Here is an 18699-nt window from a genome sequence, read left to right as displayed (position 1 = left end):
TTCTTTTTAAATAAACTAACATCAATCAAAAACTATGTGTAGAACGAAAAGAAAATCCTTCATCGCTTTTTTTGCGGTACTTTTTATATTCAATATCTCGTGTTCTAAAGACAAACTGGAAGAAACCGTTGAAATTCCAAAACTGGAAATTGAAGCCTCACAACTAACGTTCAGCCGCATCGGTTCTACGCAAACTGTAAAAGTTACCACCAACCAAGCTCCGCTTACCTGCGAGTCAGGTGTTAGCTGGTGTACCGCCACTTATGCCGACGGAGTAATTACAGTAGAAACCAACACCAACCAACAGTCAGACCAGCGTGCAGCCATTGTTTCGGTAAAGGCCGGCGAACTCAAAAAATCGTTCTCGGTTTCTCAGTCGGGGCTCGATTCGTACCAGGGCGATATTAAAGATGATATAAAAGTTACGGTTTCAAGTGCCGAAACTTCTTCGTTCCAGTCGGGACAGAATATCGATAAATCGCTCGATGGAAACTACACCACCATCTATCACTCTAGCTGGAATAACGCCGGCGAAAATTACTTCCCCATTACCCTAAGCTACCATTTCTCGAATGTTTCAACAATTGATTATTTTGTATACTACCCGCGCCAAAGCGGATCAAACGGACACATTAAAGAATTTGAATTGTGGATAGCTACCGAAGACAATCCCACCCTTACCAAATACGGAGATTACAATTTCAACGGTAGTTCAGCATCAAGCCGCGTAACATTTTCTACCCCAATCAGCAAACCTGTTACCATTCAACTAGTAGTTAAATCAGGTGCCGGCGATGGCCAGGGTTTTGTTGCCTGTGCCGAAATGGAATTCTACCGGAAAAACCCGGATAACTTCGATTTCTTATCGATTTTTACCGACAACAGTTGCTCCGAGCTAAAACCGGGAACAAGCGAATCGGCTGTAATGGCTATTCCAAACAATTTTTTCAAAGACATGGCACTGGAAATATTCCGCGGAGAATACAACCAAGAATTCAGAATTCAGGAATACCGCCCCTGGCAGGATCCTGCCGTAATGGCCAAAACAAACAAAACCAGCACCTATAGTTTGCGCGACAACCCTACCGGAATTTCTGTTTCTACCGGAGACGAACTCATCTTTTTTGCCAATAACCCGGACCACAAAAATGTATCAATTGTAATCCAGGATTTGGAAAATGGCTTTGGAGGAAACTCCTATCCGGTTGCCAACGGATTAAACAAGATCAACATTACTTCCGGGGGCTTGGTTTACGTGATGTACCACACCGGGACCGCCACTGAAAGCCCGGTAAAAATCAACTTTGTAACCGGCACAATAAATGGCTACTTCGACAGTCAGAAACACAATTCGGAGGATTGGAACAGGCTTTTAAGCAACGCAAGCTACAAGCATTTTGATGTTCTGGGAAAATATGCACACCTAACTTTCCCCACCGAAAAATTCAGGGAGAATACCCCCGACGGACTGGCATTGATCAACAAATACGACGACCTGGTCCGTCTGGAATGGGAATTTATGGGCCTGTTTAAATACAACAAAACCTTTAACAACCGCATGTATTTCCACGTGGTTTATACCGACAGTTACATGTATTCGACCAGCTACCGTACGGCTTATGTTACAGGAACAATGAACGAACTGTGCAGCCTGAATAAACTCGCCACATCTCCCTGGGGGCCGGCGCACGAAGTGGGGCACTCCAACCAAACCCGGCCCGGTCTGAAGTGGATCGGAATGACCGAGGTTACCACCAACATTCACTCTTTGCATGTACAAACATCGTGGGGTAATACCTCGCGCCTGATCTCTGACGACAGGTACAACAAAGGATTCAACGAGCTGGTGAACAAAGGCATTCCCCACAACCAAAACGGGGATGTGTTTGTAAAACTCATTCCTTTCTGGCAGCTGAAACTGTACCTGATGGATGCATTGGGGAAAAAGGATTTTTACAAAGATCTGTATGAATACATGCGGAACCAGGATAATTCACAGGCCACAAACGATGGCTTTTATCAGCTCGATTTTGTGCGCGCCACCTGCCGCATTGCCAATCTCGACCTGACCGCTTTCTTTGAAGCCTGGGGTTTTCTTACGCCCGTAGACATAACGGTGAACGATTATGCAACCAAACAATTCACCATCACCCAGCAGCAAATTGACAACCTGAAAGCAGAGATTGCCGCTAAAAACTATCCACAACCTGCGCATAACAACATTTATTCAATAACTGATAACAACGTCTCCAACTACAAATAAACAGCAATAACAGAGAAAGGTAGTCCCTTCAGGCAAAGGCGGTATGCAGCTTTTCAAACGGCGCATACCTGCCTCGGCGGGGCTCCTCAAAAAAAAGAAGTAAATTCGATCTCTTGAATCGCTAATAGTAAAAGCAAGCAAAATAAAATGAAGCATTTAGTTCTTATTCTTTTGATTATCCTGAACGTGAACCATGCATTCTCGGCCGGTTCAGCAGTAAATATTCCACTTGGCGGGAATGCTTATGTTACCCAAAAAACAGGAACCGTTGATATCAACAAAAACGGTCTTTCGGGTTGGGACGATAAAAGTGCCGTAATTTCCTGCTGGTTTAAAACAGGCCACAGCGGAAACCTGAACATAGCTTTGAAAGCCCGCACTCCTGAAGGTAAATCCGAAATTGAAGTGTCGATAAACGGAAAAGCACACAAACTTACCCTTGATAATCCTGCGTGGGAAACCATTAAAGTGGGAAGCACAACGGTAAAAGAAAACCAGCATGTACGTATTGACTTGAAAGGCAAATCGCGCACAGGTTCTGTTTTTGCGGATATTTCAGACCTGATTATTGAAGGCGAAGCAGCACAGGAGCCACTGATTTTTGTACGCGAACCCGAGAATTTCTATTTTGGACGGCGTGGCCCCTCGGTTCATCTTTCGTACCCGATTCCCGAATCAGCCGGAAACGTAGAGTACTTCTACAACGAAGTGATGGTGCCTGAAAAAGAAGATGTGATCGGTTCTTACTACATGGTCAATGGTTTTGGCGAAGGATACTGCGGAATACAGGTAAACTCGCCCACCGAAAGAAGAATCCTGTTTTCGGTTTGGAGCCCTTATTCAACCGATAACCCGGAAGAAATTCCGGTAGAAGCCCAGGTTCACATGCTCTACAAGGGCAAAGACGTGGTTACCAAAGAATTTGGGGGAGAAGGTTCGGGCGGACAAAGTTTTCTGCGCTATCCGTGGAAAGCCGGAAAGACCTATCGGTTTCTGACACGCATTCACCCGGACCAAAACCGCGAAGGTGCCACCGTTTATACGTCGTGGTTCTTTGATCCGGAGCAAAACAACTGGCGACTGATCGCCTCGTTCTCGCGGCCCCAAAAGGTAACGTGGTACACCCGCCCGCATTCGTTTCTCGAGAACTTTATCCCTTCGCAGGGGCACCTCACCCGAAAAGTGGAGCTTACCAACCAGTGGATCGTTACCGAAAAAGGTGAATGGATAGAACTAACCGAGGCCGGTTTTACCTACGATGCAACGGCTGCCGCCAAACGCCGCGCCGATTATTACGGTGGCGTTACAAAAAACCGGAAATCGTTTGTCATGAAAAACTGTGGTTTCTTTGACGATAACACGGCTTACAGAACGGTTTTTACCCGCGAAAAGTCTTCTGCCGCTCACCCGGAAATCGACTTTAAAGCCCTGCCGAAGCAATAGCTTATTTTGATACCATACACAAGAGAATCAGGTTTTTCTTCAGATCATCACCACTGAGAAAAACCTGATTTTCTTTATCCAGTAAAAGGTTTCGCAATTTCGACAAGGCTCTTGACGACGAATTCATGGACGATTGCTCATTGATATCCAGAATTTCCGCAATTTCTTTATGCGAAAGCTCCTGAATGTATCGAAAGTAAAGGATTTGCTTTTGCTTGTCCGATAGCTGATCGTAAGAATGCAACAGCTTTTTGAGCATCAGTAACTCCTCATCGTTGCCACCAAACTTCTTTTCCAGGTCCTCCTCGTCAACAGGCATGTGAAATGAGATTTCGTTTTCAGAAACCAGCAATTTCTGCTTGGCCAGTTTATCGATCAATATATTCCGGATCGATTTTAACAGATAAGGCCGCACATGCATCGTCGGCTTTATTTTTTTGCTGGAGTACAGCTTTACAAATAAATCCTGAATACAATCTTTCACTATTTCAGGATCAGAAAACAACTTCAGGCCATAATTCAGCAGCTGATCATAGTATTTTGTATATATGATCTCAAGGGATTGCTTGTCGCCGTTGATAAAACTGGTCCAGTTCTTCAAATCCTCCATGCTGTACTTTTGTCCTCTAATCCGAAGTTGGCTCTTTCAAAAAGAAAAGAAGCCAAACCTGAATCGAGAAATTAACAAATAAATTGCAACACCGTTCATTTTTACGGGCATGAGTTGAATTTCATTGCATAATAATAAAATAAGCACCTAAAAAAACAAAGTATAAATCATTTCGCATGTAATAAATGCTTACTCCATTAGCGACTTCCGAAATCCGGGAGCCTTGCGGTGCTTTGTTTTTTGCTCGTACGAAAAGGCTATTTCCAAAAGCGCAGGTTCGCTCCAGGCTTTCCCGAAAAAGGAGAGGCCAATCGGAAGCCCTTCCACAAAGCCCATCGGCACCGTGATGTTTGGGTAACCCGAGATGGCCGCAGGCGATGAACTTCCGCCACTAAAATGGTCGCCGTTCACCCAATCGATGGTCCACGCCGGGCCATTTGTTTGCGCGATAATTGCATCCAGCCCGAGTTCTTCCATCACTTTGTCGATTCCTTCCTTGCCTGCAAACAGCTTGGAGTTCGCCAAAGCTTCCAGGTACTCTTCGCTTGTCAAATCGCCCTTGGCCTGCGCGGCTTCCATTATTTCCTGGTCGAACCAGGGCATTTCCGTACCTGCATTCGCCTTGTTAAAAGCAATGATCTCTTCCAAGCTTTTCACCCGGGCTGTTGGATGCCCGGCCAGGTACTGGTTCAGATCGGCTTTAAACTCGTACAAAAGAACCTGGTACGAAAACCTGTTCCATTCCCCGTTGTGCTCAAACTCAACTTCTTCAACCACCTCTGCACCGGCCTCCCGCAAATCACTGACAGCCTGCATAAATAGCTCGTTCACCTTTCGGTTGCCCGATAACATCTGCGAAGCCACACCAATGCGTTTCCCTTTCAAACCATCCGCTTTCAGGTAAGGCGTATAATCATTCAGAATATTCCCTTTTTCAAGATGGGTTTCGGCATCGGTCGGGTCGGCTGCTGCCAGCGCTCCCAGCAAGATGGCAGCATCGCTTACGTTGCGGCACATGGGGCCCGCAGTGTCCTGGCTGTGTGCAATCGGGATAATTCCCTGCCTGCTCCACATGCCCAGCGTGGGTTTTATTCCTACCAAGCCGTTGTTCCCCGACGGGCAAACGATCGAACCGTTGGTTTCGGTCCCGATTCCAATGGCGCACAAATTGGCCGAAATGGCCGCTCCTGTTCCGGAACTCGAGCCACAGGGGCTTCTGTCCAGAAAATAAGGGTTCCGCACCTGTCCGCCTCTGCCACTCCATCCGCTCGAAGAATTATCCGACCGGAAATTGGCCCACTCGCTCAGGTTGGTCTTCCCCAACAGAACCGCTCCGGCTTCGCGTAACTTTGTCACAATAAACGCATCTTTTTCCACCACGTTTCCCGCCAATGCAAGCGATCCGGCAGTGGTCATCATTTTGTCGCCTGTATCAATGTTGTCTTTGATCAGCACCGGGATTCCGTGCAAAGGCCCGCGAATCGTCCCCTTTTCCCGCTCGCCGTCGAGCTGCCGGGCTATTTCAATGGCATCCGGGTTCAACTCGATCACCGACTTCAAATAAGCATCCACTTTTTCAATGCGGTCGAGGTACTTTTGGCAAATGCTTTCGGCCGTTAATTCGCCCGCCTCCATCTTTTTCTGAAGTTCGGCAACCGTGGTCTCATTCAACTCAAAATCGGTGAGGTTTACCGGGGTTTCTGAATGCCCGGAACCGGTTGTACACGCAGCCGCTCCGGAAAGAGCCAGTACCGATCCGCTTATCGCACTGGTTTTAAAAAAGGTACGTCGTTTCATTTTTGTTTTTAGTTAGGTTTTTGAGATTTGGATACGAAGTTTTGTTAATTCGGAAACATAAGATGGAGTAAAAATCCGCCTAAGCTGATAATTACCAGGGCCACCACTACAAAAAGAAAGGTACTTTTCATTTTCGAGGAGAGCCAGATCAGCAGCGGCGTCAGTAATCCCAGAAATACGCCATAACGCACTTCGGTTAACGACACCTTGAATGCCTCGCCGTTGAGCCAGGCAATAAACGGAGGCAGAAATACAAAACCCAGTATAACAGCTATGACGATTAAAAAGGTCTTGATCGATTTTTTCATCTTCTAATTACTTCACTTTGTCAGGATTCTTCTTAATAAAATCGGCCCAGTTTTTATACTCTTTTGATTTCTGCGGCTTGTTCAACTGGATAAAATGGCAAATGGCCACCGCCACCGCATCGGTTTCGTCGAGCACACTCTCCATTTCTTTCAGATCGTACACTTTTTGCAGGAAATAAGCCACCTGCTCTTTCGAGGCACGCCCCATTCCGGTGATGGCCTGCTTTACCAGCAGGGGCGCATATTCATGGATCGGAACCCCGTGCATCAGTGCAGCCGCCATAATAACGCCCTGTCCGCGTCCGAGCTTCAGCATCGACTGTACGTTTTTCCCGTAAAAAGGGGCCTCAATCGCCATCACATCGGGGCGATAGGTCTCCACCAAATGAAGCGCCCGCTCGTGCAAAACCTTCAAGCGCTGGTAATGATCCTTGAACTTCCCGGGTGTAATGTTCCCCATGTGCAGGATCACCGGCTTTTTGTTCCTGATTTCCACCAGCCCGTAACCGGTTACCGTGGTTCCCGGGTCGATCCCCAAAATTCGAAGTGGTTTTTCCATCCAATAAAAATAGTGACTTGTGGTAACTTATTGCGATTTATTGCGAGAAGTTGTGGCTGGTTCGTGATTTATTGTGTTTTGCAGAAATGAGCAGAGACAACGCATCCCACTGCATCCGAAATGCAATTTGCAAATGTTATAGCCCGTGTTCTATGCTTTATAAATCAGGTTCATTTCAGACAATTCTTGTCCAATCTGGTGAATTCCACTTAATATTTTCTCAGTTTGGCTTTCCGATGGCTTTTTGTGTCCTTGCACATACTGAGATAACAGAGTAGGATTCATCCCAATCTTTTCAGCAAGAAACTTTGCGTTGAGCACTTTATAATACTGGAAGAATTGAGCAAAGTCAATTTCAAATTTTAAATTCTCGTGTGTAATTTCAAATTCTTCTTCAAAATTTAATTGAGTGGCTTCGAGCGCATTATTTATTAATTCAGGAATAGTCCTTCCTGTTGTAAATATTGGATATTCTTCAGAATAAGCAGAAAATCCGGTCTTTGTTTTTTCAACTATTATTTTAATTTTTTTCTTAAACGCTTTCATGATTCATGTCTTTAAAGTGTAATTCCTGCATCTCTCAAAATTTTCTTCTCAAGTCCTTTTCCGACTTCCTGGCTCCCATGGTTTGGAAAAATTATTATTCCCTCTTTTTGGTCATGTTTTAATTTAACATGCGACCCTTTTTGTGAAATCGGGTACCAGCCATCTTTTTTCAAGAGTCGAAATAATTCGGAGCATTTCATGTAACTGAATCTTTCTAAATCCCACTCAAAGGTAAACAATAATTTACTTGTTGCGATAAAATATCTGCTGGAATCTTCTTTTTTCTATCATTAACTACACTACTTAATAAAATGATGATCAGCCTGTTTTCGTCCGGAATCCCGATTCATCAACTAACAACTTTCTTCGCCGGACGAGATCGGGTCTTTCCTTAGCCCGGCGCTTCCCGTCAAAAGCCGTGCAGGCGCACCGGGTTATTTATGTTCGACACTTTCAGTGTCGGATAAATCATTCTCCCCGATGTTTTAACAGCCAAAAAAACATCGATTATTAACCCTCAACAAAAAATCCTTTTAACCCCCACCCGTCACCGTCCTTTTCGCCTGTCGAGTTGCTGAAGAAGCACGCCCGACACAATAAAAGCCAGGCCGATAAACGTGGTGACATAAATGGTTTCTTTCAGAATAAAATGAATAAACACCAGCGAAAGAAACGGCGCAAAAAACACGAGGTTCCCGATTTTGGCATTGCTGGTGGTCAGGTTCATGGCTTTGAGCCAAAGCACATAGGTAATGCCCACCTCAAAAATTCCGGTATAAACGATGGCGTAAAACCCTGTGTTGAGCGTTATTCTGAACGAAGAGAAAAGCGCCATCACGGGCAAGAGGTAAACAAAACCGATGGCAAAATTCAGGAAGAGTTTCAGCACTTCGTCGCGGCGGTCGCGCACATTAAAGATCCAGTACAGCGACCACAATACCGAACTCCCCACCGCCAGGGAAACGCCCAGCACGTTTGTATTGCGAAACCCGTCGAAACCACCCTGCGACGAAATAAAAAACACCCCGGTAAAACTAACCATCAGCGCCCCAAAGCTTATCCAGCCAATTTTTTGGTTCAGCAGCGGCACCGACAACAAGGCCAGCGTAATGGGCCAGATCATGTTCAAAGGTTGCGCCACCTGCGCCGGAAGCAGGGAGTAGGCTTTAAACAACACCAGGTAGTACAGCAAGGGATTGAAAGCGCCCATGAGCAACGAATGCGTCCATTGCCGCGGAGTTACCCGGGCGATTAAATGTACTTTCCGCTGAAACAGTAAAACCGCAAAAAGCAACACAACCGTTACGGCCGATGCGTAAAAAATAACCTGGATAAAGTCGTATTCGGCCAAAGCCAGTTTAAAGGCGGTTGCCACGGTCGACCAAAACAACACGGCCAGGCCCGCATACAAATAAGATTTTACAGGTTGCGCCATAAAGCTGATGATTCAAAACGCCAATGTACAAAAAGAAAACCGGATGACCGTCGCCCCAAAAAACGGGCAACACACAACGCAACTCATTGTACAGATGCTCCATAGCATAATCGCAAGCCTTGATTTATATGTCTCAATTGCATTATCTTTTTTTTGAAATTCAGGATAGCGGAAACCCTGTATACATGTTTAGGTACCTGGCAGCCGGAAGGGTGGCAGGGAAATATCCCCAAAAACTCCAGTGTACCCCAAATTTCAAATCAAATTTAAATCTTATGGAAGATCGATTTTCATTCCATTTAACCGATGAAGAAAAGGACCAGGTAAACCAGGCCATCCAGGTACTGGCTACCGTACTGGAACCTAAGTTAATGACCCTTACGCCCGACGAGCGTAAAGAGCTGCCCAAGATGGGCGATAAAACCGTGGCTTTTGTTGAAAAAGCGGTGGAATACGCGCAGGAATATCCACAGTATATGCCTGCCTTTATTGATGTACCCGAAGCTACTGCCGATTTTGAGGCAGTAAAAGCCATTCGTACCTATTTCACCCAGCTCGAACGCATTAGCAACGAGTTGGACGATAGTATGATCCTTGCCGGAAGCGAGGCCTACAGCGCATCGCTTTCGATCTATAAAGTGCTGAAAAATGCGGCTACCATGGGGCAACCCGGCGCCAAAGAAGCAGTTGAAGAATTGGGGAAACGTTTTCCAAGAGGTAAGCGCATACCCGATCCCCGTTAGCAGTTAATTATCCTTCCGTCTATCCTGAATTTTTCGCGGAAATAAGCTAAGAGCTGTGAGCTACAAACCATGAGCTTCGAGTCGTTGGTAATTGATTATTGAATATTGCAAATTCTGCCTTCCAGTCCCTCAATCCTTCAGTCCATCAATCCATCAGTCTTCAGTCCTTCAATCCTTCAATGAAAATGCGCGAATAAGCAAAGAGCTGCATGCTATTGTCAAAATGAAAAACTGTTAAATTGCAAAGAGCAAGGAGCAGGGAGCAAGGAGCGAAGAGCAGGGAGCTCACCACTGGAACCTGAACTCCAAACTCTGAACTTTGAACTCTGAACCCTGAACTCTGAACTCTGAACCCTGAACTCTGAACCCTGAACTCTGAACTCTGAACTTTGAACTCTGCCACGGCCTGACCCCCTCCGTCATTCCGTCGTCAGAGCCTCCGGAATTCCTCGTCCCCCTCGAAAATGGGGACAAAGAAGAAGAGCTACGAGAAAAACACAGCAGTACGGCAGCACGGAACTACTGCTATTGCGAAGCTAGCTCCGAACGAGATAAAGCTACCTTTAAACGAGAACTTTCTCCCTCAAAGCAAGAACATTCTAACTTTAAGTGAGAAGAAGCTTGCTAAAAGTGAGAACATCCTAACTTTCAACGAGAACTTCCTTGTAAAAAGTGAGAACTTTCTCACTAAAAACGAGAACATTCTAACTTTAAGCGAGAACAGGCTCACTTTTTTCAAGCCGTTCGGGGTAAAAAGCGAGCTTAACGAGGGTTTTACTTAGAACCGCGAACTCCGGCCGGCGGATTATGCCTGATAACACCCTGTTTAGAAAAGCCTTGGTTGAATTTCTGTTTATATTTAACCTGTAAATTATCAAAAACCGTTGAATACGCTTGATCACATAAAAACAGAGAGAAATTAGGAATACATAAAAGGCGTGCTTTACAAGTGTATTTTATTGGGAACGATACTTTTTGTTGTTCCTATAGAAGATATTGATTGGATAAAAGATGCGTTACGCGGGCGTTGTGCTTCATGCTGAAAGAAAACCAAAATGACACTGAGTAAAAATTTTTTACATAAAGAGCCCAATTTTATAGAACTTTCAAGATTTAGGTTGATAGTTGGAGGAATTTTGGGATTGCTTTATTCGTTCTCCTTTTACTCATTCCTTTATATCATGAGAGAATCATTTCGAATTCTTTCCGTTACCGAGAAATATGATTTGTGGGTTCTTACAGACAAAGAGGTAACCTTTTACAATCTATTCTTTGCATTCTTATCAGTTATCATTGGACAATCAGTTTGCTTCGTTTTCTGGTTTGACCAACCCAAAAAGATATTTGGAATCCGTAATCATAGAAAGACAGCAATTGTCAACGACCAAAGATTTTTAAACTGGTATTTTTTAAGTTGGTTTTCAAAATTGGCTGTCGTTTTTGGACTCTTTTTCGGATTCACATTTCATGGAAGCTGGCATCTTTTCAGCCTCTATCCTGACTATAATTATGTATTTATTCTTATTACAATCACACTATTCCTTCAAAGCTGGAATACAATAAGGTTAACCTACATTCGCAAAAGTTTAAAATGGCTATCGGCTTCAATTCTGTGTGTTGCAGCTCTTTCATTCGGATTATCAAAAATAAATTTGATAAATTATAAAGTCATCAATAAAAGTATTTTAAGTAAAAACATTCATTATCAATATAAACTTGACCTTCCGTTTTCTGTATTTTATGAAAGACCAGAAAAACTTTCCTTAATTGAGGATATTTATGTTGTGTTTTCTAAAGACGATAAGGAAAGTTCTAACCCAATTATTGTAGCGGATAATAAAAGAATTCCATTAGACAGTTTGCATTTCAGAATCCGTGATTGGCAATCAATGAGAGATGAGATTGAAATTCCTTTTATGGTTTATCGTCTTTACATTCATTGTGATGTTAAAATGGGTTTTATAAATAAATTAAAAACAGAACTATCTAATTCAGGAATTTATCGTATTTCATATGCTGTAATTCCATCCGATGCAGACTTTGACACTAAGTACTATCCAGATGTTTCATTCCCTACAAGAATACCCAATTGGTATTCAGATATGACTAAACTGAATGAAATTGAACAGGAAATAAATGAAACACCCAATATTATTCAAATTAAACAAAGCGTAAATGGCATAATTACGATTAACGAAAAAACAGTTGAAATTGCCAATTTAAAATCGACAATAAAGCAATTGATAAAAAATAATCCAGACTGTTTTATCAAAAATAATATCAATGACAGCATAAATTTCTCCAGTTATTTTCCTGTATTATCAAAATCAACAGAAGCAATACATGAATTAAGAGAAGAATATTCGCAAAGGAATTATGCGCAAAAATATAGCTGGCTAAATCATGAGGAGCAAAGAGAAGTTCGGGATAAATATCCACTAAGAATTTTAGAATTGACAACAGAAATGATAAAGAAAATTGAAAATAAATAAAGCACAGGGAGCTAACACGGATAACCGTTGCACAACCCCCTAATTTTTAAGTACCTGGTAAAACTCCGCTGGCGCGATTTTGCCAATCGTGCCTCGGCCTGCAAGGCTGAAAAAGATATAACACAAAAAGGTCCCGATTGCAAATCGGAACCAGCTGAGCACCGACAACAAGTACCAACCGTTGTGCCCAATATTAAACTGAGACAAATGAAACAGAAACAAATCATTATTTATTTATGTCTAATTGTATCAATAATTACATTTCAGGGCTGTAAAAACGAAACTGATATTATTCTTGAAAATACATATCCAATTAGCAGTATATCCCCTTCGGATGACAATTTTGCCGATTTGATATTTTTGAACAATGTTCTCAAGAATAAACAAATTGTATTTCTGGGAGAGGCTAGTCACGGAGACGGTGCAACATTCCAAGCAAAAACCAGACTTGTTAAGTTTTTGCATGAAGAACTAAATTATAAGGTTCTTGCATTCGAAGGAGCAACCATATTTGATATGCATTACGCAAGTGCAGTTATTCAGCAAAGTGATAAACCAAAAACTGCAGAGTTGGAGTTTAAAAAGGGATTGTGTAATGTTTGGTCTTATACTAATGAGTTTAAAGCAATGGCAGACTATGTATGGAACAAAAAGGATTCATTAAACATAATTGGGATAGATAATACTTTTTTAAATTATTATGCCAGTTTTTTTCCAAAATTTCTAGATGACGCTTTTGATATTTCTAGTTCTACCAAGTTTGATTTTCAACGTTTCTTGACACAACACAACGCTATAATCACAAATAAATTCAAGGCCGTTCAAGATTCAACTTTCAACTTTAACCACTTTACCCAAGATGTTAACACCATCAAAAAACTGATAGAAGCGAGTAAGAAAGGTTCTGTAGAAGCAAGAACCCAAATAATTTTAGAGTTAGAGAATCTTATTTCATATACATACGAAATGAAAGCAGGACTTGAAGCAAGTGTGCCTTTAAGAGATGAAAGAATGGCAAAAAATCTCAGTTGGTACATCAATAATTTTTTCCCGAATGAAAAAGTAATTGTATGGACTGCAAACTATCATGGTGCAACTAAAATTAGAGATGCTATTTATGAGGAGGGTAATGATTTGTATCAAGGATTTACAAATTTTGCAGAACATGTTTCAAATGAATTTGGGAACGAAAATGTTTTTAGTATAGCGTTTACATCTAGCAATGGTGAATACAATGCGTTTTCTAAAATTGACTCTGTTTCAGCACCTGAGACCTCTTGGGAATTCAAAATTGCTCAGGAAATCGAATCGAATTACGCTTTTATTGACTTTTCAAGAATTAGGGAAGCACCAGTTGGGGATAAAGAATTTGAGAGTATAATACTTGGACATAAACCACATTTTGGCAAATGGTATAAAATATTTGATGGAGTAATCTATGTTAGAAATATGAAACCAACAACTTATAAAAATACAGGGAACAACAAAAGCTATATGTAATGCGTGGTTCAGTGGGTAATTCAACCGCAGTTCTTTGTAGCAACTCCGCCGGCGCGATTTTGCAAATCGTGCCTCGGCCTGCAAGGCTGAAAAAGATATAACACAAAAAGGTCCCGATTGCAAATCGGAACCAGCAGATGAACAGTCCGCAAATACCCGGGAGCGCCACAACTTACTACCACCACCGTTACCATCAAGCATAAAACAGCATCAAATAAAATGGGTAATCAACGAGCTTGGATATAGAATATTAAAAAAATTACAGCAATTAACACTAATTAAGTTAAGTAGAATCAAGAATTGTTAATTGAGCTGAAAAAAATATTTTGTTAAAACTAATGTTCATATAATTGTCTTCTCAAACTTTAAATAAATTAACCATGAAACAAATTCACATTTTACTTTTATTCGCTCCGTTTTTCCTTTTTTCGTGTGATGACGACCCGGTAGTTATTGAAACCAAACTTCCGCTTACATTATCGTTTGAAGTAAACGAAGCATCGGCAATAGAGCACGAGTCGGGGAGAACGGATTATGCATTTACGGGTTCGGAGACTTATTCCCTTAACGGCCATGATGACCTTAAGGATAAGTTGGACGATATTACATACATTCTCGGCAAATCCGTTAACTATGGCCTAAGTGGCCTTTCAGAAGGAGATACCATTAATCATTTAATCGTTTCGGTTGGAGAAACTACGATGGAAATAAATACGCCTGATTCGCTTACTTTTACAAGCAATGGAATGCTTGGAGGCGGATATGCCGCTTTTGGAGAAGATTTGATGGAGGACAAACAAATAACAGTTACCGTGAAAGGAACCACCCGAAAAGCACCAATGAATTTTGATGTAAACCTGGAGCTTTTAATAGAGGCTGTACTTGCCGATAAATAAAAGAATACCGTATTGCATAATTCGAAAGCTGTTTCTTCATCCAGGAACAGCTTTTTCCATATAAGACGTATTGAATAGCTTTATAAAAAAAGCCAACTACTAACACAAGTAACCGTTGCACAACTGCGTAATTTTTAAGCGCCTGTAAAAAAAAGAATTAGTTTATTTTGACCCAACAAATGACAAAAACCGCCTGATGGGTGCGATAGAACTCCAGTAATAAAAGCAAAATGGAGTTGGAAAGAACTTAAAAAGCTAAATTATTACTATTGCCCAAAATGTTTTTCACGACAATTAATTGACGGAAGCCGTGAAAAAGGCAAAAGATTGATAATTGATGAACTTTAAAAAACTCCCCCTAAGAAATTGTAAATTGCATTGTGGGGTTCGTGCGGTGTCGTGCGCTGGATTCTCGCATCGCATTTCTGTCTGCTAGCTGGCGGACAGGAACACGCTCTGAAATCCGCCCCAACAACATGCACCAATCGTTGTGTCCATTTAGAAAGTACTAAATGTAATATAGCCAGAGAATTTCTTACTTTTTAAATATATAGGATTATGAAATCACATTGTTTATTCATCCTGACAGCAACGCTTATCTTAAGTTTAAATGCAGCTTACTCGCAAGAGAGTGATTCAAGTAGATTTAATTTGACAAAAGCTTCGGCTGATGAAACTGCAAAATATGCAGTTTGGAGAACAGATTATTACATATGCACTGGAATTGCCTATGCAAAAAGTATGGGAAAAACTACTGATGACTTTATGACCTTTGTTGCCCAGAAACATGGACCAAGCCTAAATTCAATGAAAGGAAAAGGACTTGAACCTGTAGTAAACTTTTTAAATTTTGTAATTACCAACTATCCAAATGGAACGTTCGAAATTGTTTCCGAATCTCAAACAACTGTTAAAGTTAAAGCAAACAGGCCTTATACCTCCTATTTTAAAGAAGGTTTATGTCTTGGCGTTACAATCGATGAATTTGAAAAGTGTTTTTGGGGACATGCTCAATTAATGCTTAAGACATTGGGAATTGAATTTAAATATTGGATAGAAGGGGATTCTGCTGTTGCAACATTAACGTTAAATAACGTGTATTTAAAAAACGCTACACAACAATGGTAGTTGTTAACCCTATAATTTTTAAGTACCTGTTAAAACTGCGAAGGAGAATAAGCTATCTCCCATGCTTTTAACAGTTTGTTTTCATTTTTTACGATGCAGGATAATACCCTGATAAGAAAAAAATTAGTTGATTTCTGTTTACGTTTAATCGACAAATAATCAAAAACCGTTGAATACATCTCATCACATAAAAAAAGAGAGAAACTAGGAATACACAAAAAGGGTCATTTACAAGTGTGTTAACAGCAAGTGACGCAACCATATGATAAGTCAATGCATCTTGCGTTAAAACAATTGACATGAAAAACCACAGAACACAATTATTTGGTGCGAGTATTTTAAGTATACTTTGCTTTAGCCTTATTTTATTTATTTCATCCTGTGAAGAAAGTGATAATGACAATTCAAAAAGTTATAAATCAGGTAAATTGAAAAATCTAACAGGACTTGATGGTTGTGGTTGGGTTATCGAATTAGATGATAAATCAAAGTTAGAACCATTAAATTTAGATGTCTTTGATTTGGAATTAGTAGAAAACAAAGAGATTAAATTTAAATATCACGAAAGAACAGACTTGGGAAGCTATTGTATGGTTGGAGTAGTGGTTGAGATAGATGAGATTAAGGATATTTCTAAATTGACTTGTGACCAAAGCGTTGTAATAAGTTCCGAAGAATACGAGAACGCACCGAATGCCCCATTCTCAATAACAGAATTAACAATTACCGGAGATTGTCTGAATATAAAATTTGCCGCAAGTGGATGCGATGGTGATACATGGATTGTAAAATTGATTGATTCAGGAAATGTTGCAAAATCAGATCCATGCCAAAGGACTTTAAGATTATCACTTGACAATAAGGAAATCTGTACAGCAATTCCAGGGAAAGAGGTTTCATTTGATATTAAGGACTTACAGATAATTGGTGACGACAAAGTGATTCTCCATGTATCAGGAGAAGAAATACTTTATGAATATTAAAATAACAATCACCAGCGGCCAACAAAGGTAGTTGTTGCACAACCCGTAATTTTTAAAACTCGGAATTCTCAATGGCCCGCTGAAACAATTGCTCCTTGCTTCCCTCCTCCTTGTCGGGATACACCTCGCGCAGCTCCCTGTATTTGGCCCGCGATTCCTCAATATAAACACTGCCCGGATAATCACTTAACATATCGCGGTAGAGCTCTTTGGCTTTCTCTTTCTGGTCGAGGTCATAATTGTATAATTCTGCCAGCAAATACATGGCATCGTCGCCCATCAATTCGTAGCCAAAATCATTGACAATGGTTTGAAGGTATTCGGCAGCCAGCGCGTAGTTCTGCTGGCCGATTTCGAGTTTTGCTTTTCGGAAAAGAATATCATCCACCAGCGAGTTGTAGGGAAACTGTTCCTCCAGCGAATCGAGCACCGCCATTGCCTGTTCGTTCCGGTTCTGGAAAAACAGCAGGTCGGCGCGTGCAAACATTTGCAGCGGCACTGCCGTGGTATCCAGGTTCAGGTTGTTCCCGATCATCATCGAAAGCTCCATGGCATCGTTGGCAGTCAGTTTCGAAGTACTCGCCTTTAGCACATCGAGCTGCGCTTTGGCCCACTTAAAGTTGCCCATGTAATAACCCAGTCGCGCTTTTTTCAGCTTTACCTCATCGCCCAGGCTGTTGGTTTTGTTCTCATCAATTACCTGCGAATACAAAAGCATGGCTTCCCACGGATCGTTGTTGTACAAATAAACATCCGCCAGTTCGGCCTTCAACTCCCCTGTCTGTTCAGGTTTTAACCCGGGAATACCAATGCCCTTCTCCAGCATTTCAATGCCTCGTTCGGGAGCCCTCAGGTAAAACGCTTCCAGGTGTGCATATTCTCTTACCAGCAGCAATGTGACCGGCCCCAGCTGGAGGTATTCCAATCCCTTACTGAACTGCTGCGCCAACTCCTTCCCTTTTCCCACGTCATCCGGAAAATCGTTGACATACTCGAGGTAGGAAGCATTCAGCGTCCGGATGTAGGCCTGCGCATAATAGCTGTTCTCCTCGCCTTTATCCATCAGGTATTTATAAGCCTTTTTGGCTTCTGTGTAGTCTTTGTTTCGCAGCGCCATATCGCCTAAAACTGCAATCTGCTGGTCTTCTTCCCCTGTGCGGCGGTCGATCGCAATCGACTGGCGCAAGGCACTGGCAAACTTGCGCTCCTGCAAGAAAAACCAGATCAGCAGCCGGTTGTAGCCAATTACATCGGGTTCGTTCTGAATACGCAACAACACCTGCTCGCGAAACTGGTCGCGAAGCCCGTCGTCGATATCCAGCCGCATGGCCGACGACAAACTGCTTTGCACCCGCGGAAGATGGTTTGGATCTTTTTTCAGCAGATTCAGGTACTCTTCCAGCATGTTTTCATTGTCGCGCAAGTACAAATACGAACGCGCCAGTTCGTAACTAAAATCTTCGGCCGGTAACACTTCCCGGGCCTTCAGATACACATCTCTCGAAAGCTCAAACTCCTGGTTCGCCAGAAACGCATTGGCCACGGTATAATAACTCCCTTTATTGGGCTGAATGTTGTCAATCGCCTCCTGGTACTTCGCAGTGGCTTCCTGTTTTAATCCCTTCGCTTTCAGCACCTGCCCCCAGTAAATAAAATAATCGGGCCGCGGAGGTTTTTGTCTTTTTAGTTCATCCTGAATTTCCCTGATAGCCTCGTCGTACTGTTTCAACTCAATCATACAGGTAATGTAATACCGATAATAAGTACTGTTCCGGGTAAGGGCGTACACATCTTTTAGCAACGGAAGCGCCTTTTCATAGTCTTTTTCATTGTAGTATTTAATTGCCAGACTTGATTTACTCTGAATCTCCGACACTTTTTTCTGCTGCCCATACACCGTATTCAGACTAAAAAGGATCAAAAAAGAGAATATAATGTGTTTCATAGATTTCCTGATATCTCACAAAAATAACACAGTTACAGCAAGAAGTGTTTT

17 protein-coding genes are annotated in these 18699 nt (G+C 42.0%); 9 read left to right on the top strand and 8 right to left on the bottom strand.

Going from position 1 to position 18699, the window contains the following annotated elements:
* Nucleotides 1–34 precede the first annotated feature (34 nt).
* Both INQ51_RS17700 and INQ51_RS17695 read left to right on the top strand, forming a co-directional pair.
* Complete coding sequence (locus INQ51_RS17700; RefSeq protein WP_233379283.1) at nucleotides 35–2263, top strand: M60 family metallopeptidase; 2229 nt, start codon at nucleotides 35–37, stop codon at nucleotides 2261–2263.
* 147 nt (nucleotides 2264–2410) lie between these two features.
* Nucleotides 2411–3706 carry a DUF3472 domain-containing protein gene (locus tag INQ51_RS17695; protein WP_233379282.1) on the top strand — a complete coding sequence of 432 codons (1296 nt, stop codon included), beginning with the start codon at nucleotides 2411–2413 and terminating at the stop codon, nucleotides 3704–3706.
* 1 nt (nucleotide 3707) lies between these two features.
* Here INQ51_RS17695 and INQ51_RS17690 read toward each other — a convergent pair whose 3' ends face one another.
* From INQ51_RS17690 to INQ51_RS17660, 7 genes are all read right to left on the bottom strand, one after another.
* The gene (locus INQ51_RS17690) at nucleotides 3708–4316 is read right to left on the bottom strand and encodes an RNA polymerase sigma factor (protein ID WP_233379281.1); all 609 of its coding nucleotides are present in this window, start codon (nucleotides 4314–4316) and stop codon (nucleotides 3708–3710) included.
* Nucleotides 4317–4505: 189 nt separating this feature from the next.
* Nucleotides 4506–6113, bottom strand: a complete 1608-nt coding sequence (locus INQ51_RS17685) for an amidase (RefSeq protein WP_233379280.1) — start codon at nucleotides 6111–6113, stop codon at nucleotides 4506–4508.
* Between the two features lie 44 nt (nucleotides 6114–6157).
* Entirely contained in the window at nucleotides 6158–6421 is a 264-nt protein-coding gene (locus INQ51_RS17680; protein ID WP_233379279.1) for a hypothetical protein, read from the bottom strand.
* A 7-nt stretch (nucleotides 6422–6428) separates the two neighbouring features.
* Nucleotides 6429–6980 (bottom strand): crossover junction endodeoxyribonuclease RuvC, encoded by a 552-nt coding sequence (ruvC, locus tag INQ51_RS17675; protein WP_233379278.1) that lies wholly within the window; start codon nucleotides 6978–6980, stop codon nucleotides 6429–6431.
* A gap of 150 nt (nucleotides 6981–7130) precedes the next feature.
* Nucleotides 7131–7526 carry a helix-turn-helix domain-containing protein gene (locus tag INQ51_RS17670; protein ID WP_119436638.1) on the bottom strand — a complete coding sequence of 132 codons (396 nt, stop codon included), beginning with the start codon at nucleotides 7524–7526 and terminating at the stop codon, nucleotides 7131–7133.
* Between the two features lie 11 nt (nucleotides 7527–7537).
* Complete coding sequence (locus tag INQ51_RS17665; RefSeq protein ID WP_233379277.1) at nucleotides 7538–7726, bottom strand: type II toxin-antitoxin system HicA family toxin; 189 nt, start codon at nucleotides 7724–7726, stop codon at nucleotides 7538–7540.
* 347 nt (nucleotides 7727–8073) lie between these two features.
* Nucleotides 8074–8961 (bottom strand): DMT family transporter, encoded by an 888-nt coding sequence (locus INQ51_RS17660; RefSeq protein ID WP_233379276.1) that lies wholly within the window; start codon nucleotides 8959–8961, stop codon nucleotides 8074–8076.
* A gap of 275 nt (nucleotides 8962–9236) precedes the next feature.
* Here INQ51_RS17660 and INQ51_RS17655 point away from each other — a divergent pair, with 275 nt between their 5' ends.
* The 7 genes from INQ51_RS17655 (at nucleotide 9237) to INQ51_RS17625 (ending at nucleotide 16703) form a co-directional block, all read left to right on the top strand.
* Nucleotides 9237–9704 carry a hypothetical protein gene (locus INQ51_RS17655; RefSeq protein ID WP_233379275.1) on the top strand — a complete coding sequence of 156 codons (468 nt, stop codon included), beginning with the start codon at nucleotides 9237–9239 and terminating at the stop codon, nucleotides 9702–9704.
* A gap of 464 nt (nucleotides 9705–10168) precedes the next feature.
* Nucleotides 10169–10486 carry a hypothetical protein gene (locus tag INQ51_RS17650; protein WP_233379274.1) on the top strand — a complete coding sequence of 106 codons (318 nt, stop codon included), beginning with the start codon at nucleotides 10169–10171 and terminating at the stop codon, nucleotides 10484–10486.
* Nucleotides 10487–10885: 399 nt separating this feature from the next.
* Nucleotides 10886–12196 carry a hypothetical protein gene (locus tag INQ51_RS17645; RefSeq protein ID WP_233379273.1) on the top strand — a complete coding sequence of 437 codons (1311 nt, stop codon included), beginning with the start codon at nucleotides 10886–10888 and terminating at the stop codon, nucleotides 12194–12196.
* A gap of 207 nt (nucleotides 12197–12403) precedes the next feature.
* The gene (locus tag INQ51_RS17640) at nucleotides 12404–13696 is read left to right on the top strand and encodes an erythromycin esterase family protein (RefSeq protein WP_233379272.1); all 1293 of its coding nucleotides are present in this window, start codon (nucleotides 12404–12406) and stop codon (nucleotides 13694–13696) included.
* Between the two features lie 380 nt (nucleotides 13697–14076).
* Complete coding sequence (locus INQ51_RS17635; RefSeq protein ID WP_233379271.1) at nucleotides 14077–14592, top strand: hypothetical protein; 516 nt, start codon at nucleotides 14077–14079, stop codon at nucleotides 14590–14592.
* A gap of 558 nt (nucleotides 14593–15150) precedes the next feature.
* Nucleotides 15151–15720: a hypothetical protein gene (locus INQ51_RS17630; protein WP_233379270.1), complete on the top strand. Its 570-nt coding sequence runs from the start codon at nucleotides 15151–15153 to the stop codon at nucleotides 15718–15720.
* A gap of 299 nt (nucleotides 15721–16019) precedes the next feature.
* Nucleotides 16020–16703, top strand: a complete 684-nt coding sequence (locus INQ51_RS17625) for a hypothetical protein (protein WP_233379269.1) — start codon at nucleotides 16020–16022, stop codon at nucleotides 16701–16703.
* 52 nt (nucleotides 16704–16755) lie between these two features.
* Here INQ51_RS17625 and INQ51_RS17620 read toward each other — a convergent pair whose 3' ends face one another.
* On the bottom strand, nucleotides 16756–18648 hold the full coding sequence (locus INQ51_RS17620; protein WP_233379268.1) for a tetratricopeptide repeat protein: 1893 nt from the start codon (nucleotides 18646–18648) through the stop codon (nucleotides 16756–16758).
* Nucleotides 18649–18699 lie beyond the last annotated feature (51 nt).

It is taken from the genome of Maribellus sp. CM-23 (assembly GCF_021354595.1).
Taxonomy (GTDB): domain Bacteria; phylum Bacteroidota; class Bacteroidia; order Bacteroidales; family Prolixibacteraceae; genus Draconibacterium.
This window is presented reverse-complemented; position numbering and strand designations above follow the sequence as displayed.

Excerpts from the sequence above, each read along its gene's own strand:
- INQ51_RS17700 (WP_233379283.1), top strand. The coding sequence starts at position 35 with ATGTGTAGAACGAAAAGAAAATCCTTCATCGCTTTTTTTGCGGTACTT.
- INQ51_RS17695 (WP_233379282.1), top strand. The coding sequence starts at position 2,411 with ATGAAGCATTTAGTTCTTATTCTTTTGATTATCCTGAACGTGAACCAT.
- INQ51_RS17690 (WP_233379281.1), bottom strand. The coding sequence starts at position 4,316 with ATGGAGGATTTGAAGAACTGGACCAGTTTTATCAACGGCGACAAGCAA.
- INQ51_RS17685 (WP_233379280.1), bottom strand. The coding sequence starts at position 6,113 with ATGAAACGACGTACCTTTTTTAAAACCAGTGCGATAAGCGGATCGGTA.
- INQ51_RS17680 (WP_233379279.1), bottom strand. The coding sequence starts at position 6,421 with ATGAAAAAATCGATCAAGACCTTTTTAATCGTCATAGCTGTTATACTG.
- ruvC (WP_233379278.1), bottom strand. The coding sequence starts at position 6,980 with ATGGAAAAACCACTTCGAATTTTGGGGATCGACCCGGGAACCACGGTA.
- INQ51_RS17670 (WP_119436638.1), bottom strand. The coding sequence starts at position 7,526 with ATGAAAGCGTTTAAGAAAAAAATTAAAATAATAGTTGAAAAAACAAAG.
- INQ51_RS17665 (WP_233379277.1), bottom strand. The coding sequence starts at position 7,726 with ATGAAATGCTCCGAATTATTTCGACTCTTGAAAAAAGATGGCTGGTAC.
- INQ51_RS17660 (WP_233379276.1), bottom strand. The coding sequence starts at position 8,961 with ATGGCGCAACCTGTAAAATCTTATTTGTATGCGGGCCTGGCCGTGTTG.
- INQ51_RS17655 (WP_233379275.1), top strand. The coding sequence starts at position 9,237 with ATGGAAGATCGATTTTCATTCCATTTAACCGATGAAGAAAAGGACCAG.
- INQ51_RS17650 (WP_233379274.1), top strand. The coding sequence starts at position 10,169 with ATGGGGACAAAGAAGAAGAGCTACGAGAAAAACACAGCAGTACGGCAG.
- INQ51_RS17645 (WP_233379273.1), top strand. The coding sequence starts at position 10,886 with ATGAGAGAATCATTTCGAATTCTTTCCGTTACCGAGAAATATGATTTG.
- INQ51_RS17640 (WP_233379272.1), top strand. The coding sequence starts at position 12,404 with ATGAAACAGAAACAAATCATTATTTATTTATGTCTAATTGTATCAATA.
- INQ51_RS17635 (WP_233379271.1), top strand. The coding sequence starts at position 14,077 with ATGAAACAAATTCACATTTTACTTTTATTCGCTCCGTTTTTCCTTTTT.
- INQ51_RS17630 (WP_233379270.1), top strand. The coding sequence starts at position 15,151 with ATGAAATCACATTGTTTATTCATCCTGACAGCAACGCTTATCTTAAGT.
- INQ51_RS17625 (WP_233379269.1), top strand. The coding sequence starts at position 16,020 with ATGAAAAACCACAGAACACAATTATTTGGTGCGAGTATTTTAAGTATA.
- INQ51_RS17620 (WP_233379268.1), bottom strand. The coding sequence starts at position 18,648 with ATGAAACACATTATATTCTCTTTTTTGATCCTTTTTAGTCTGAATACG.